At 36.0% G+C, this 16556-nt stretch carries 15 protein-coding genes; 12 read left to right on the top strand and 3 right to left on the bottom strand.

From position 1 onward, the window contains the following. Positions 1-21 precede the first annotated feature (21 nt). From QZ657_RS05625 to QZ657_RS05615, 3 genes are all read right to left on the bottom strand, one after another. A complete protein-coding gene (locus QZ657_RS05625) occupies positions 22-438 on the bottom strand; it encodes a molybdenum cofactor biosynthesis protein MoaE (RefSeq protein WP_291960048.1) in 417 nt (138 codons plus the stop codon). After that, a complete protein-coding gene (locus tag QZ657_RS05620; protein ID WP_291960046.1) occupies positions 438-677 on the bottom strand; it encodes a MoaD/ThiS family protein in 240 nt (79 codons plus the stop codon). Before QZ657_RS05620 ends, QZ657_RS05625 begins: the two co-directional genes overlap by 1 nt. Positions 678-777: 100 nt before the next feature. Continuing rightward, positions 778-1572, bottom strand: a complete 795-nt coding sequence (locus tag QZ657_RS05615; RefSeq protein WP_291965508.1) for a DUF6503 family protein — start codon at positions 1570-1572, stop codon at positions 778-780. A gap of 87 nt (positions 1573-1659) precedes the next feature. On the opposite strand from QZ657_RS05615, the gene QZ657_RS05610 reads away from it, so the two are divergent. The 12 genes from QZ657_RS05610 to QZ657_RS05555 all read left to right on the top strand — a co-directional run bounded on the left by QZ657_RS05610 (position 1660) and on the right by QZ657_RS05555 (position 16545). Next, entirely contained in the window at positions 1660-2463 is an 804-nt protein-coding gene (locus QZ657_RS05610) for a TrmH family RNA methyltransferase (RefSeq protein WP_291965506.1), read from the top strand. A gap of 45 nt (positions 2464-2508) precedes the next feature. Beyond that, positions 2509-3741: a M48 family metallopeptidase gene (locus QZ657_RS05605; protein ID WP_291965505.1), complete on the top strand. Its 1233-nt coding sequence runs from the start codon at positions 2509-2511 to the stop codon at positions 3739-3741. Between the two features lie 44 nt (positions 3742-3785). Continuing rightward, positions 3786-5990 (top strand): RelA/SpoT family protein, encoded by a 2205-nt coding sequence (locus tag QZ657_RS05600; RefSeq protein ID WP_291960038.1) that lies wholly within the window; start codon positions 3786-3788, stop codon positions 5988-5990. A gap of 50 nt (positions 5991-6040) precedes the next feature. Then, a complete protein-coding gene (locus QZ657_RS05595) occupies positions 6041-6511 on the top strand; it encodes a Fur family transcriptional regulator (protein WP_133673572.1) in 471 nt (156 codons plus the stop codon). A 25-nt stretch (positions 6512-6536) separates the two neighbouring features. After that, positions 6537-7808 carry an adenylosuccinate synthase gene (locus QZ657_RS05590; protein WP_291960036.1) on the top strand — a complete coding sequence of 424 codons (1272 nt, stop codon included), beginning with the start codon at positions 6537-6539 and terminating at the stop codon, positions 7806-7808. Between the two features lie 148 nt (positions 7809-7956). Further along, a complete protein-coding gene (locus QZ657_RS05585) occupies positions 7957-8754 on the top strand; it encodes a DUF1080 domain-containing protein (RefSeq protein ID WP_291965504.1) in 798 nt (265 codons plus the stop codon). Between the two features lie 11 nt (positions 8755-8765). Next, a complete protein-coding gene (locus tag QZ657_RS05580) occupies positions 8766-10202 on the top strand; it encodes a Gfo/Idh/MocA family protein (protein WP_291965502.1) in 1437 nt (478 codons plus the stop codon). A gap of 38 nt (positions 10203-10240) precedes the next feature. After that, positions 10241-11083 carry a sugar phosphate isomerase/epimerase family protein gene (locus QZ657_RS05575; RefSeq protein WP_291965500.1) on the top strand — a complete coding sequence of 281 codons (843 nt, stop codon included), beginning with the start codon at positions 10241-10243 and terminating at the stop codon, positions 11081-11083. Between the two features lie 124 nt (positions 11084-11207). Next, complete coding sequence (locus QZ657_RS05570) at positions 11208-12920, top strand: OstA-like protein (protein WP_412759674.1); 1713 nt, start codon at positions 11208-11210, stop codon at positions 12918-12920. A gap of 9 nt (positions 12921-12929) precedes the next feature. Further along, a complete protein-coding gene (locus tag QZ657_RS05565) occupies positions 12930-14105 on the top strand; it encodes an aspartate aminotransferase family protein (RefSeq protein ID WP_291965498.1) in 1176 nt (391 codons plus the stop codon). A gap of 104 nt (positions 14106-14209) precedes the next feature. Next, entirely contained in the window at positions 14210-15613 is a 1404-nt protein-coding gene (locus QZ657_RS05560) for a tetratricopeptide repeat protein (RefSeq protein WP_291965497.1), read from the top strand. Between the two features lie 17 nt (positions 15614-15630). Beyond that, a complete protein-coding gene (locus QZ657_RS05555; protein ID WP_276473173.1) occupies positions 15631-16545 on the top strand; it encodes a DUF368 domain-containing protein in 915 nt (304 codons plus the stop codon). The last annotated feature ends 11 nt before the right edge of the window (positions 16546-16556 follow it).

Genomic DNA, 16556 nt, shown 5'->3' with positions numbered 1-16556 from the left:
TAACTTCTCTTCTCTATTTTCTTACGGATGCGCAGAAACCCACACCGTTTTGTTCTTAAATTTCTCTTTCTTCCAAATAGGGACTGTTTCTTTCAAGGTATCTATAAGAAATCTACAGGCCTCAAAACACGCATCTCTATGTGCAGATGAAGCACCTACAACAACTACAGGTTCTTCAACACCTTTTTCACCAACGGCATGCCGCATGATCACTTTATTCAATGACCACTTTTCTAAAGCACTATCGGCAATCTTCTCCATTTCTTTAAGCGCCATGGTTTTGTAGGTTTCAAATTCTAAAGCTGTTACCTCTTCATTATTGGTAAACTCGCGAACGGCACCTATAAACACACAAATTCCACCACTATTAGGGTCGCTTAGCTCAGCATATGCCTTAGTGGTATCAATCACATCAACTATTTCAATTACTTTCTTCATTAGCCTCCGCTTACTGGTGGTATAATGGCAATTTCTTCATTACCGGTCAATATTACACTATCATCGGCATATTCGCTATTAACGGCAACGGCCAATGAGTTTAATTTTGAAAATTCAGGATAAGAATCAATTAATCTTTTTTTAAGCTCTGCAACATTCAAGGGTTTAGCAACATCAGAAATACTGATTTCCGAACCACCGACAATATCTTTTGTTATACCAAAAAAAAGTACGTTCATATCCTTCCAAAATTAGATAAATTCCAAGTTAGGTATAAAAAATAAGGTGCCATAAAAATGGCACCTATTTTAAAAAAAATATATGATTTTGAGAAATGCCTTACTCTACAATTATGGCATTGTCAGGTTTAGTAAAAAACTGCATTGGCTTAGCTGTTGTAGACAAACTAGCATTTTCAAAGTTTACGGTCTTAGCTGCCTCTTTAATTACACCCTCTTCTACCTTATGCCATGTAATTGACTTTGGCAACAATACCTCATCTACCTTTACCCAATCGGCATAGTTAATCCAGCTTATTTTATCAGATGGTTCTCCACTAAAATAGGTCATAGTATAACCTAACCATCTCATCTCATAGGTTTTTGCATCATAGTGAACATAGTACTCATCTGTAGAAGAGGCACCTACTCCGCTGTTATATGAAATTTTATATCCCGGGTAAGAAACACCGTCATAAACCAAAGCATCCACTTCTTCATATTTTATTCCGTCATCGGACAAAACAAATGGCATTGCGTAGAAGTAGAACATTAAATTATGATAGAATTTTGGCTTGCCCTTATATTCACCCGTGTTATCTAAAAGCCAAACTTCAGAACCGTTGAATCCAATTGAATAGTCTGGAGTTATAATTTTGTCATATCTTTTATGAAGGTCAATAGTTTGTATTTCATTGAACTTCTCATTAGGCATTTCAAAATTCAATGTTTTGTATCCCTTCCAAGCATTTAATCCGCCATGAGCTTCAAATACTTTATTCAATTCCGTTGGATATTTATCTAAATCTACTTGCGTTGTCATTTCTTCAACAACCTTGGTAACCACTTCTTTCTTAGGAGCTTCTTTGCACGAAAATATTGCCAAGACCAAAACTAAAAGGTAAAATTTATTCATAATGTCGATTGATTATTTATTGTTTTTTGCAACCGGTTAGTCGATAAACTATAGCAGACTTACTAAATTGAACTATTTTTGTATTTCATGCAAACAACTAAACACATTAGTAGCGCTCAAAACCCTTTGATAAAGAAGGTTTTAGTTTTAAAAGAAAAATCTAGAGAGCGTAAAAAAACAGGCCTTTTTGTTTTAGAAGGATTGCGTGAATTACAGATTGCAAGCAATGCCGGTTATCATATAGACACCGTACTATACTGCGAAAATATTTTAGAAAACACCAATATAACACAAGCTTTCAGTGCTGACCAACTTATATCCGTCACTTTAGACGTATATAAAAAATTGGCTTATAGAGATACTACAGAAGGCATCATTGCTATTGCAAAGAGTAAAGATCATGAACTTTCTTCATTAAAGTTCAATACTGAAAATCCATTGATATTAATAGCGGAAGCACCTGAAAAACCAGGAAATATAGGCGCTTTATTAAGAACGGCGGATGCCGCAAATTTAGATGCCGTTTTAATAGCCAACCCAAAGACAGATCTTTACAATCCTAATATTATAAGATCTAGCGTAGGGTGTATTTTTTCTAGGAATATTAGAATGGGAAACACCTCAGAAATTATATCCTATCTTAAAAAAGAAGGATTTCAAATATTTTGCGCCGCATTGTCGGCATCCAAAGATTATACAACGGTAAATTTCACTGAACCTACAGCAATAGTAGTAGGTACGGAGCATTCTGGATTAAGTGACAAGTGGTTAAAAAATGCTACCCAAAACATTATTATACCCATGGAAGGTGAGATAGATTCCATGAATGTTTCGGTCTCTGCGGCAATACTTATCTTTGAAGCCAAACGTCAGCGAAAAATAAACCAGTAAAACATATACTTTTTATAGTACCGTTTTCGTTTGCAACTACACTATATGGATAATACAATTGTCTTTTACTGTATTCTTTTTATTCTGATCGCAGAGTTTATACTTGCCACGGTAATGAATTACTTGAACGCGCAGCGTTTTAAAGATCCTATACCAGAAGATCTAAAGGATGTCTACAATGCCGAGGAATATGAAAAATCTCAAGCCTACAAATTAACCAATTATAAATTTGGAGTGTTTACATCTGTTTTTTCATTGGTATTGATTTTATCTTTCTTATTACTTGGAGGATTTAATTATGTAGATAACATTGCACAAAACCAGACCGACAGTATTATATTACAAGCCTTGATTTTTTTTGGTATTATTATGATAGGTAGTGATTTTATCAATATTCCCTTTTCATACTACCAAACATTTGTAATTGAAGAAAAATTTGGTTTCAACAAGACAACCAAAGCTACATTTCTTACCGATAAGCTAAAGCAATGGACCATGACCATAATTGTGGGCAGCATCATATTATCTTTGGTTATGTGGTTCTTTCAATGGGCAGGCACCAGCTTTTGGTTATATACATGGGCATTGATCGCCATATTTACCTTGTTTATGAACCTGTTTTACAGCAAGTTAATAGTGCCGCTATTTAACAAACAAAAACCGCTGGAAGCAGGTACCCTAAAAGAAAAAATAGAAGCCTACGCCGCGCAGGTAGGTTTTGACCTTCAAAACATTTTTGTTATCAACGGGTCTAAACGCTCTACCAAAGCAAACGCTTATTTTTCAGGATTTGGTAAAGAAAAGAGGGTAACCTTATATGACACTTTGATCAATGACTTGGAAGAAGAGGAAATTGTTGCCGTACTGGCACATGAAATAGGTCATTATAAAAGAAAGCACATTATCTTTAACCTGACCTCATCAATAGTGCTAACCGGTCTAATGTTATTGATACTATCTTTGTTTATAAACAACCCGGAAGTTTCTTTGGCCATTGGTGTGGACAGGCCAAGTTTTCATGCCGCATTGATCGGTTTTGGAATCTTGTACAGTCCTATTTCAGAAATCATTGGATTACTTATGAATTATTTTTCAAGAAAATTTGAGTATCAAGCAGATGATTATGCCAAGAACACCTATGCTGCACTACCATTGGTAACCTCGTTAAAAAAACTTTCAAAAAACAGTCTTAGTAATTTAACTCCTCACCCTGCATATGTTTTTATGCATTATTCCCACCCGCCTTTAATTGACCGTATACGTAATTTAAAGGCATAATTTTTGTTGTGCATCATCTAAGATTATCTTATTTTTAATCTAGTATGACACAGGCAGCAATAGAAGAAGAAAATAAGCTTATAGCTCAAGAGTACAAGGAATTACTGCGTATTAGTTATCAAACCTTAACAGATGATGATAAAAAACTAATACGAAGCGCCTTTGAGGTGGCTGTTGACGCGCACAAGACCCAACGTAGAAAATCTGGCGAAGCATACATTTTTCACCCCATAGCGGTGGCAAAAATAGTAGCATCGGAAATTGGGCTTGATGCGGTTTCCATTGCCTCTGCCCTATTACACGATGTAGTTGAGGATACTGAGTACACGCTAGATGACATTGATCGTATGTTCGGTGAAACCGTGGCGCGAATCGTTGACGGACTTACAAAAATATCGCATTTAAAGAAAGACATGAACATCTCTCAACAAGCGGAGAATTTCAGAAAAATGCTCTTGACCTTAAATGACGATGTACGTGTAATTATCATTAAAATTGCCGATCGATATCATAACATGCTTACCATGGATTCTATGCCAGAACATAAGCAAGTAAAGATTGCGTCCGAAACGTTATATATCTATGCTCCCCTAGCCCATAGAATAGGACTATACAACATTAAGACAGAACTAGAAGATTTAAGTTTAAAGTATACAGAGCCAGATGTTTACAATTCTATTAAAGATAAAATAGAAGATAGTAAAGAAGACCAACAAGCGTATATTGACGCATTTTCCGGCACCATAGATAATTCCCTAAAAAAAGAAGGACTGAATTACATTATAAAAGGAAGAATGAAGTCCATCTTTTCTATGCGGAAGAAAATGATTGCGCAAAATGTGACCTTTGAGGAAATCTATGACAAGTTTGCCATTAGAATAATCTATAAATCCGATGCGCAGAACGAAAAATTTCTTGCTTGGAAAATATATTCGATCGTAACCGATCACTTTACCCCAAACCCTGTAAGATTACGAGATTGGATTTCTTCCCCCAAATCTACAGGTTATGAAGCCTTGCACATTACCGTTATGGGGCCAAAGGGCAAATGGGTGGAAGTACAGATCAGAAGTGAAAGAATGCACGAAATAGCGGAAAAAGGCTATGCGGCGCATTTTAAATACAAACATGGCGATCAAAAAGAACAAGGCATAGAAGTTTGGCTGAACAAACTTCAAGAAGCATTGGAGAATGCCAATACCAATGCCGTTGATTTTGTAGAGGAATTTAAGCTAAACCTGTATTCAAAAGAAATTTTTGTCTTTACCCCAAAAGGGGAACTAAGGTCTTTGCCCAAAGGTGCAACACCGTTAGATTTTTCTTTTAACATACATACCGAAGTGGGTATGCGAACACGTGGGGCAAAAGTGAACGGCAAGCTGGTACCATTGAACACCACACTATCAAGTGGTGATCAGGTAGAGATCATAACATCTGACCAGGCAAAACCAAACTCTAACTGGTTAGACTATGCCACTACGGCCAGAGCACGTGCTAAAATTAAATCTGTCTTACGTGAAGAGAAAAAAGTTGTAGCAGAAGACGGAAAAGAGATTTTGCGCAGAAAATTAAAATCTCAGAAAATTTCGCTCAATGAAGACTCCATAAACAAAATGGTTTCCTTCTTTAAACTAAAAACAAGTCTGGATCTATTTTATAGGGTAGGCATTGGATCTATCGACAATGCAATGATCAAAGACTTTGCATCTTCTTACAGCAATGCATTCATTAGTTTCTTCAAGAACAGAATGCGCAAAACACCAACACCGGAAGATATCAACAAAGATGAGATTACATCTAAATATGATATGCTGGTCTTTGGTAAAGAGGAAGAAAAATTAGAATATAAATTGTCTCAATGTTGCAACCCTATACCTGGTGATGATGTCTTTGGTTTTGTAAGCGTGTCCGAAGGTATCAAGGTTCACAAAAAGAACTGCCCCAATGCAATTTCATTACAATCTAACTATGCCTACCGTATTATCAGTGCCAAATGGATAGATTCGTCACAACAAGAATATCAGGCAGATATTGTATTAACGGGGATTGACAATTTGGGTCTTGTAAGTGATATTACAGAAGTTATTTCTGATATTATGCACGTAAATATGCGTAATTTGAACTTCAGTACAGATGGTGGAACATTTAAAGGTAAGATTACGGTAGTGGTCAAAAACAAGGCCGTGTTAAAAAAATTGACCGATAATCTTATGAACATCAACGGTATTGATAAAGTTACTCGTATTTAGAAAAAGGAAATTAAAATTTAACTGTACCTTTGTGTATTAATGCAGTAAATATGTCTTCTGATAAAAATCAAGAAATAGTAAAAAACGTCTTCACCACCTTTTTAGAGGACAAAGGACATAGAAAAACACCTGAACGCTACGCCATACTTCAAGAAATTTATGAAAGTGATGAGCATTTTGATATAGAATCGCTCTATATTAAAATGAAGAACAAAAACTATCGCGTTAGTAGGGCTACACTCTACAATACCATTGAACTTCTTTTAGATTGCAAATTGGTACGTAAACATCAATTTGGCAAAAATCAAGCACAGTACGAAAAATCGTATTTTGATCGCCAGCACGATCATGTTATCTTAACCGATACGGGTGAGGTAATGGAGTTTTGCGACCCTAGGATCCAATCTATAAAGAAAACTATTGAAGAGGTTTTCGATATTACGATAAACACACACTCCCTATATTTTTATGGGACCAAAAATACCCCTGCAAAAGATGCAGGTAAAAAAGAAATAAAATAGAACTAACCAAGTATATAATATTTAAATGGCAGTAGATTTATTGTTAGGCCTACAATGGGGTGACGAAGGAAAAGGAAAAATTGTTGATGTATTAACTCAAGATTACGACATTATTGCACGTTTTCAAGGTGGCCCAAATGCAGGCCATACCTTGGAATTTGATGGAATAAAACACGTTTTGCACACTATTCCTTCTGGAATATTTCATAAAAATGCGGTAAATGTAGTCGGTAACGGTGTTGTAATAGACCCGGTTATCTTTAAAAAAGAGTTAGATGCATTAAAGAAATTTAATTTAGATGTAAACGCTAAACTTTTCATTTCTAGAAAGGCACACTTAATATTACCTACACACCGCTTATTGGATGCTGCATCGGAAGCATCAAAAGGAAAAGCAAAAATTGGTTCTACGCTAAAAGGAATAGGTCCTACGTACATGGACAAAACTGGTAGAAACGGTATGCGTATCGGCGATTTGGAATTAAGCGATTGGAAAGAAAAATACCGAAGCTTGGCAAACAAGCATGAAGCAATGATCAATTTTTACGATGTAGACATACAATATGATCTTGCGGAATTGGAAACAGACTTTTTTAAAGCTGTGGAAGAATTGAAGAAATTAACTTTTATCGATAGTGAAGAATATTTGTACCAGGCCCAAAAGGCAGGTAAAAAAATATTGGCAGAAGGAGCCCAAGGATCTTTATTGGATATTGACTTTGGTACATACCCATTTGTTACCTCCTCAAATACTACGGCAGCCGGCGCATGTACAGGTTTAGGCGTTGCACCAAACCAAATAGGTGCCGTTAAAGGTATTTTTAAAGCCTATACTACAAGGGTGGGCAGTGGCCCTTTCCCTACAGAACTATTTGATGAAGATGGTGAAACTATGGGCCGTGTAGGTAACGAATTTGGAGCTACTACAGGTAGACCAAGACGTTGCGGTTGGTTAGATCTAGTTGCATTAAAATACGCAGTTCGTGTAAATGGTGTTACTGAACTAATGATGATGAAAGGTGATGTACTTAGTGGTTTCAAGAAACTAAAAGTTTGTACGGCATACAATTACAAAGGAGAGCAAATAGAACATTTCCCTTACAACATTGAAGCGGAGAACGTTACTCCCGTCTATTCTGAAATGGCCGGATGGAAAGAAGATTTGACCAAAATGACTTCAGCAGACCAACTGCCCAAAGAACTTAACGATTACATTGACTTTCTAGAAAAAGAACTAGAAGTTCCTATCAAAATTGTTTCAGTGGGTCCAGATAGAACTCAGACAATTTTAAGATAAACATTTAACGGCCGTAACAGGTTGTTCAACTTTCATGAATGGCGATATAGGGAAATACCTTTATCGCCATTCTTTTTTTTTGTATTTTCAAGAAGGTGTAAAATTTAGATTTTGACCATCAACAACAACTTCGCTTTAGACTTAAAAAATGAAAAGAATTATTTACACTACATTGCTCTTATTGCTTGTGTTGACAACAGCTTGCAAAACAGAAACAAAGCAGAAAGATGAGGAACAAACTGCTACCGTCAAACAAATTGAAAATAAATGGATCACCCTTTTTGATGGTAAGACTACCAAGGGCTGGCGAGCATATAATGGTAAAGAACTACCACCGGGCTGGATTGCAAAAGACGGAGAATTACAATTTGATACCGAATTGGGCAAAGAGCAAGATTATGAAGGAGGTACCGATATTATTTATGGAGCTGAAGAATTTGATAATTTTGAACTCTATGTAGAGTGGAAACTACCAAAAGGAGGTAACAGTGGCATTTTCTACCATTTAAAAGAAGGGTACGATAGCCCGCCAGAAGTTGCTCCTGAATACCAGTTGATTGATGACGAAAACTATGCAAACATTCACGACCTAACAGATTACAATTTAAGTTTAGGATATACGGACAACCCGGAAGAACTTAAACCGTTACAACAGACCGCATCTGATTATGCCATGCATGCTGCAGACCCCGAAGAAAAAATTATGCACCCTGTTGGCGAATGGAACACCACAAGAATAATCTTTACCCCAGACCAGGTAGAACATTGGTTGAACGGTAAAAAAGTAGTTTCCTTTGTTCCATGGGATGAGGCCTGGTACGAAAGAAAGAATTCCGATAAATGGAAAAACAGCAAAGATTACGGCAAGTTTAAAACCGGCTATATCGGTTTTCAAGATCATTCTAGCCCTATTTGGTTCAGAAATATAAAAATCAAAAAACTATAACCACCAGACCAATGAACAAAAGAGACTTTTTAAAGAACGCAGCGGCATTGTCCACATTTGTATTATTACCATCTGGACTCTGGTCTTGTAAAAAAGAAGTGAAAAAACTGACCAGATTACGCACAGCACATATTGGTGTAGGTAATATGGGGGCAGAAGACTTAAAAGCCATTTCATCTCACAATAAAGTGGATGTCACTGCTCTTTGTGATGTAGACGCCAAAAATCTGGCTGCAGCAAAAGAACTTCACCCAAATGCAGAAACGTATACAGATTACAGAGTAATGCTGCAAGAAATGGGCGATGAGATAGATGCTGTGGTTGTATCTACACCTGATCACACCCATGCTCCCACTTCTATAATGGCGATGGAAATGGACAAACCTGTATATTGTCAAAAACCCCTCACCCATTATGTATCAGAGGCCAGGGCTATGAATAAACTAGCTCAAGAAAAAGGATTGGTCACTCAAATGGGAATTCAGGTTCATTCATTTTATGACTATAAACTTGCCACTTTATTGATTCAATCGGGGATTATAGGTAAAGTACATACGGTACGTGCATGGTCTCCAAAAGATTGGGGTTATGACGGACCTGAACCTACAGGTTCTGACCCTGTTCCTAAATCATTAGATTGGAATTTATGGTTGGGAACCTCAGCTGAAAGACCATATAAAGAAGGATTTTACCACCCTGGAAATTGGAGAAAATTAGTTGATTATGGTTGCGGAACATTGGGCGATATGGGAGTTCACATTTTTGACACCCCTTATAACGCACTGGCTTTACAGGTACCCAAAACCATAAAAAATGAATGCAGGGAACCTAATGGGTTTGGCTTTCCTCAAAACAATGTAGTAACCTATGAGTTTCCACAAACTGAATATACTACAGAAACATTAAAATGGGTTTGGTACGACGGTCCAAGCGCACCAAAAGATCATGAAGATTTAATTTTACCAGGTGCAGAAAATGTAGTCGCCAAAGATGATAGTTCCAAGGAAAGTATGGAAGATAAAATGTCTTTAGACACTAAAAATGCTGCTGAAGGAACACTACCAGACCAAGGTGCAATGTTCATTGGAGAAAAAGGAAGGTTATTGCTACCGCACTTTATGCAACTTCCTAAAAAGATCGTAGATGGTAAATATGTAGATATTACGGCTGAGATCGAAGCCGTGGAAAAAGCGAACAATATGGACAAACCAATTAGAGATTATGATTTGGAAGGACCTAAACATTATCATCAATTTGTAGATGCCTGCTTAGGCGAAGATGTTACTACCGCACCATTTTCATATGCATCAAGGTTAACGGAAACTATACTATTAGGTGTCATTGCCGGTAGATTTCCCAACCAAGTATTGCACTGGGACAGTGAAAATGCCAAGTTTGCCGAAGAAGAAGCCAATACTTTTTTACAAGGCGATTACAGAGCGTTCTAGAAATAACTCTTGCATTAAATAAACATTCAATTACAAACATGGCTACATCAAGAAAAAACTTCATTAAAACAAGTGGTCTAGGTGTTTTGGCTCTAGGCACCGCATCCTTCAAATCTGGTCAACCCAAGAATACCGATACCACGTACAACAATCACAAACTGAATATTGGTCTAGCATCTTTTACCCTAAGAAAATATAGTTTAGATGAATTAATTGAAATTACAGCGCGTTTAAACATAAAAGATGTGGCTTTTAAAAGTGTTCATCTACCCTATGATGCAGATAAGTCAAAGCTCTCCTATATACACGAAAAAGTTAAAGCAAGAGGTTTAAATCTATACGGTGGCGGAGTAATTTATATGAAATCTCCAGAAGACGTAGAAACATATTTTAATTATGCCGAAAATGCGGGGTTACCCATGATTATTGGAGCTCCCGAGCATCATTTATTGCCTCTTGTAGAAGAAAAAATTAAAAAAACGAATATTAGATTGGCCATTCATAATCACGGACCAGAAGATAAGATCTTTCCATCTCCAAAAAGTGTCTATGATAAAATTAAAGATTTAGATGATAGAATAGGGTTATGTATAGACGTAGGACATACCTTTAGATTAGGTTTGGATCCCGCAGAAGAACTGATTAAATATAAAAACAAACTATTTGATGTTCATATCAAGGATATTGATGCACCTGTTGCAGAAGGTAATAAAACCGTCTTAGGACATGGCAAAATAAATATACCTTCAATATTGACCGCTTTAAGAGAAATAAAGTATACCGGTATAGTAGCCATTGAATATGAGAAAGATGCAGACCATGCCATTTATGGCTTATCTGAGTCTATAGGGTATATTAGAGGAATTCTAAAGACTACTTAAAACAAATCATTGTTACCATCTATTACCTTTAGACATTAAAAGAGAAACTAAACTTTGTTGTACAAAATCCCAAAAGTATCTTAACCATGACAAGGCTCTTTTAAAATGTTCTATTTTTGAAAAAATTTTTAGGTTGAAAAAGATTTATTCCGTTTTCCTTTTGTTCTTTGCCAGTGCTCTTTTATGCTATGCCCAAGAGAAAGCTACCGGTGAAGAACCCAAACAAATCAATATTGTCTACGGTGCCAACTTCACTAAAAACGAAGCTGAATACCCTGGCGCATCAATATTCAGCAAAGACACCCGTCAAGTACAATTTGAGCATCAAGGTGCCGACCTTTGGTGCGATGTTGCTATTTATTATCAATTGGAAAATAGGCTGGAAGCAATAGGTAATGTCATTTTAAAGCAGGGAGATTCCGTTGAAATGACCAGTAAAAAAATCAATTATTTAGGTGATATAAAATTAGCCAAAGCATGGGGAAATGTTGTTTTAACAAACTCTGACATGACCTTAAAAACAGACACATTACGTTTAGATCGTGAAAAACAAGAGGCTTTTTACCAAGATAACGGCACTGTGATAGACTCTGCAAATACATTGACAAGTAAAATTGGCAAGTATTTTATGGAACTTAAAAAGTATCAATTTCTAGATAGTGTACATGTTCAAAACCCAGAATACACGCTAGATTCAGAACAATTAGATTATTACACCACCTCTAAGAATGCTTATATGTACGGGCCATCGACCATTAATGGAGAGGCATATAAAATATATTGTGAGAGAGGATTTTACGATACAAAAATTGAAAGTGGCTACGGTATAAAAAATACCCGCATAGATTATAACAACCGCATCATAGAAGGAGATAGCGTTTATTTTAACAAAGCACAAGAATTTGCTTCTGCCACCAATAACATCACGGTAACAGACACCATAAACAATGGCATTATTAGGGCACATTATGCTGAAGTGTTCAAAGCCAAAGATTCTGTTTTTGCAACAAGAAAGGCAGTGTCTATTTCTGTTCAAGAAAGAGATTCACTTTTTGTTCATGGAGATACATTAATGGTAACCGGTAAGCCAGAGGATAGGGTGCTACGAGCATTTAGAAATGCCAAATTCTATAAAACAGATTTAAGCGGTAAATGTGACAGTATACATTCAGAACAAAAAACAGGCATTACCCAATTGATTAAAAATCCTATTATTTGGAACGGCGCAAACCAAATGACGGGCGACAGTATTCACCTGAAATCGAACCTGGAAACTGAAAAATTAGATTCGTTAAAAGTACTGAACAATGCATTTATTATTTCATTGGATAGTGTTAGTATGACTGGGTATAATCAAGCCAAAGGAATTAACTTGTTCGGTAAGTTTATTGAAAATGAACTAAAACTTATAGACTTGGTTCAGAATACCGAGGTCATTTACTACATGTACAATGACGATGACGAACTTATAGGAATAGATAAAACCGTTTGTAGTAAAATTAGAATTACCATGGCGGAAAATGATATAGAAGACCTAACTTTTTACACAAATCCTGACGGAGATATATTTCCGGAAAAAGATCTACCGGAAAACAGTAGAATTTTAAAAGGATTCTTATGGCGTGGCGATGAGCGTATATTGACTAAGGACGATATTTTCGATGAAGACGACAACAACTTAAAGCTTGTTGTAATCAATGGTATTGACAATCCAATTGATATTGATGCAGAAGAGCAACAAAGAAGTAAAAACGAAACAGACCCTGTAAACAACATTTCCACACAAAACAAAGCTATAGATCCCAAAAATTCTACAAAACCTAAAAAGGTGAAATAGTTATTTCACATGAATAAAGACTTTTTAAAATATCAAGCACAAACTTCCCCCTACCCTTTGGGCATGGAAGTTTCGCATTCAAGCGGCAGCTATATATATGACACCAAGGGCAATGCACATCTAGATTTTGTTGCAGGAGTATCTGCTTGTACGCTTGGTCATTGTCATCCTAATGTGGTAGCGGCCATAAAAGAGCAGGTAGACAAATATATACATGTAATGGTGTATGGTGAATATGCACAATCTCCCGCTACCATTTACACAAAATTACTTGCCGATAATTTACCGGCACCCTTGGAGGTAACCTATTTGGTAAATTCTGGAACAGAAGCCATTGAAGGAGCTTTAAAATTGGCACGTAGATTTACGGGACGCTCAGAAATTATTGCGGCAAAATCTGCCTATCACGGCAATACAATGGGCAGTCTAAGCCTTATGGATTTTGAAGAGCGCAAAAGTGTTTTCAGACCACTTTTACCGGATATTTATCATATTCAATTCAATAACGAAGCGGATCTAAAAAAAATCACAAAAAGAACAGCTTGCGTAATACTAGAGACCATACAAGGCGGTGCAGGTTTTATAGTACCTACCAATGAATATCTTAAAAAAGTAAAGCAGCGTTGTAAAGACATGGGAGCTTTATTGATTCTTGATGAAATTCAACCAGGTTTTGGCAGAACAGGAAAGTTGTTCGCTTTTGAGCATTTTGACTGCGTTCCGGATATTTTGGTAATTGGCAAAGGAATGGCATCTGGGTTACCAGTGGGTGCATTTACCGCAAGTAAAGAAATCATGCATACATTAAGCGAGAATCCGAAAATGGGCCACATTACAACCTTTGGGGGTAATCCGGTTATTGCCGCCTCTAGTTTGGCAACGTTAAATGTACTTTTGAATTCGAATCTTATAACCGATACCCTAAAGAAAGAAACCCTTTTCAAATCTTTATTGAAGCACCCCAAAATAAAAGAAATTAGAGGTAAAGGACTGATGCTTGCCCTCATTATGGATTCACCCGAAACAGCCAATGTATTGGTCTTAAAGGCAAAAGAGAAAAATCTTATTTTATTCTGGCTATTGTTTGAAACTAGAGCGGTAAGAATTTCTCCCCCGTTAACAATTTCAGAAGAAGAAATTAAAGAAGGCTGTACCATAATTTTGGAACTTCTTAATGCAATGTAAATCAGCGTTGTTAACTAATTTGTTAATAATATCGATTAGGAACATGGCTGAAACCCCTTACAATCGCTTACTTTTAAAATATCTTGTAAAACCAAAAAGTTCCTATGGCGTTAGAATCTAACGAGAGACCGGACAAGCCGATTACAAAATTTGAATCAATGTTAAAGACAGATGATGTCTATTTCTTTGATGCAGAAGATTTTGAAGATATTGTGCACCATTACCTAAATCACGGGAAGATTTCTTTGGCAAAAAAAGGAATTAAAATAGGTTTACAACAGCATCCGGCTTCTATAGAACTTAAATTGCTTCAGGTAGAAGTATTGGTTTTTGAAAACCAGATGGATAAAGCCGAAGCGTTGTTAGATGAATTACAACAGTTAGATAATAACAACGACGAAATTTACATTCAACGTGCCAATATATATTCTAAGAGAGATGATCACGCCGGCGCTATAGAATTATTACAAAAAGCATTAAGTTTTACCAACAATAGTTTTGATATCTATAGTCTTTTAGGCATGGAATATTTGTTCATGGACAATTTCAATAACGCTAAAGAAAGCTTTATGAAATGTGTGGAGTTTGATGAACAAGACTATTCTTCGCTCTATAACGTGGTTTATTGCTTTGAGTTTCTAGAAGACTATGACGGTGCAATTGTTTATTTGAACAGTTATTTGGAAAAGAATCCGTATTGTGAAGTAGCTTGGCATCAATTGGGCAAACAGTATTATTTCAAAGAAATGTATACCGAAGCTTTGACCGCTTTTGATTTTGCCGTTATATCTGACGATACTTTTATTGGTGCCTACTTTGAAAAAGGAAAAGTTCTTGAAAAATTAGGTCGTCACAAGGAAGCTATAAAAAACTATGAGACTACTATTTCTATTGAAGATCCCACATCTCACGCATTTTTAAGAATAGGTAAATGTTATGAAAAACTGAAGGATACCGAAATGGCCAAATATTATTTCTACCAAACGGTTCATGAGGACCCACTGTTAGACAAAGGTTGGCTGGCCATAACAAATCTATATTATAACAGTAGAGATTTTGAAAAAGCGGTATTCTATATAAACAAAGCCTTAAATATTGATGGTGAAAATCCTCAATACTGGAAAAAATGCGCACAAATCCATATGTCCTTAAAAAATTACGACCAAGCGGATTTTGCTTTTAAACAAGCCGTAGACTTAGGTAATTTTGAATTGGATACATGGTTAAACTGGGCAGAAGTTGTGCATATAAACGGAGAAGATTCTGCTGCAGTAGAAATTTTGGCTCAAGGTAGGGAGTTTTATCCTGAGAATTTAAGACTATTATACAAATCCGTAGGCTACCTATTATTGGCCAAAGACCCTATTAATGCACGTATAATGCTAATGGATGCATTGAAGATTGACAAAAAACAGAAAAAACTTCATTTGTTCATTGAAAATTTTCCAGAATACGGCAAGTCTGAATGGACACAAGAAATTGTAAGAAAATACAATAAAACCTCTTAGAATAGGTTCTACACTTCATGGACAATAGAAAACTAAAAGATTATACTTTCATATCTCTAAAAGGTATGGCAATGGGTATTGCAGAATTGGTCCCGGGAGTATCTGGTGGCACAATAGCCTTTGTAACAGGCATATACGAAGAATTCATTACTTCTATCAATAACGTTAACCTAACAACCCTAAAAGTTTTAAAGGAAGAAGGTTTTAAAAAGTTCTGGGAGAAATTAAACGGTAACTTTCTATTGGCCTTAGTTATTGGTATGATGATTAGTATTTTCTCATTATCAAAAGTTATTGCTTGGTTATTAGATGAACACACTATAGTAACATGGTCGTTCTTTTTTGGTCTGGTATTGGCAAGTGTCATTTTTGTAGCCAAATCAATTAAAAGATGGAATATTTTAGCCATTGTTTTATTCATATTCGGAACAGTTGGTGCTTTTTACATCACTACCCTACCACCTTCTACAAGTTCAGGAAGTTTACCTTTTATATTTCTTTCTGGTGCCATAGCCATTTGTGCCATGGTATTACCAGGAATCTCCGGGTCTTTCATTTTAGTTTTGCTCGGTTCATATAAAACTGTACTAGAAGCCGTAAATGAAAAAGACTTTGGCATTATTATCACATTTGCTTTTGGTGCAGCCTTTGGTATTTTAAGTTTTGCTCGAGTTTTAAAATGGATGTTTATCAATTATAAAGATGCTACATTAGCCGTTTTAACGGGATTCATCTTAGGTTCATTGAACAAAATATGGCCTTGGAAAAATATTATAGAAGTTATTCAGATAGGTAAAAAAGAAATAATTGTAGACGAAAATATCTCCCCTTTCGCTTTTCAAGGCGATAATCAATTAACCTTTGCTATAATAGCTGCTGTAATAGGTTTTTCTCTTATTTTTATATTAGAAAAATCAGCTTCTAAGAAGTAACGCTAAAAGCT

The organism is Maribacter sp. (genome assembly GCA_020629415.1).
GTDB lineage: Bacteria > Bacteroidota > Bacteroidia > Flavobacteriales > Flavobacteriaceae > Maribacter > Maribacter huludaoensis.
Note: the sequence above shows the minus strand (reverse complement) of the source record. Positions and strands in the feature narration are given on the sequence as shown.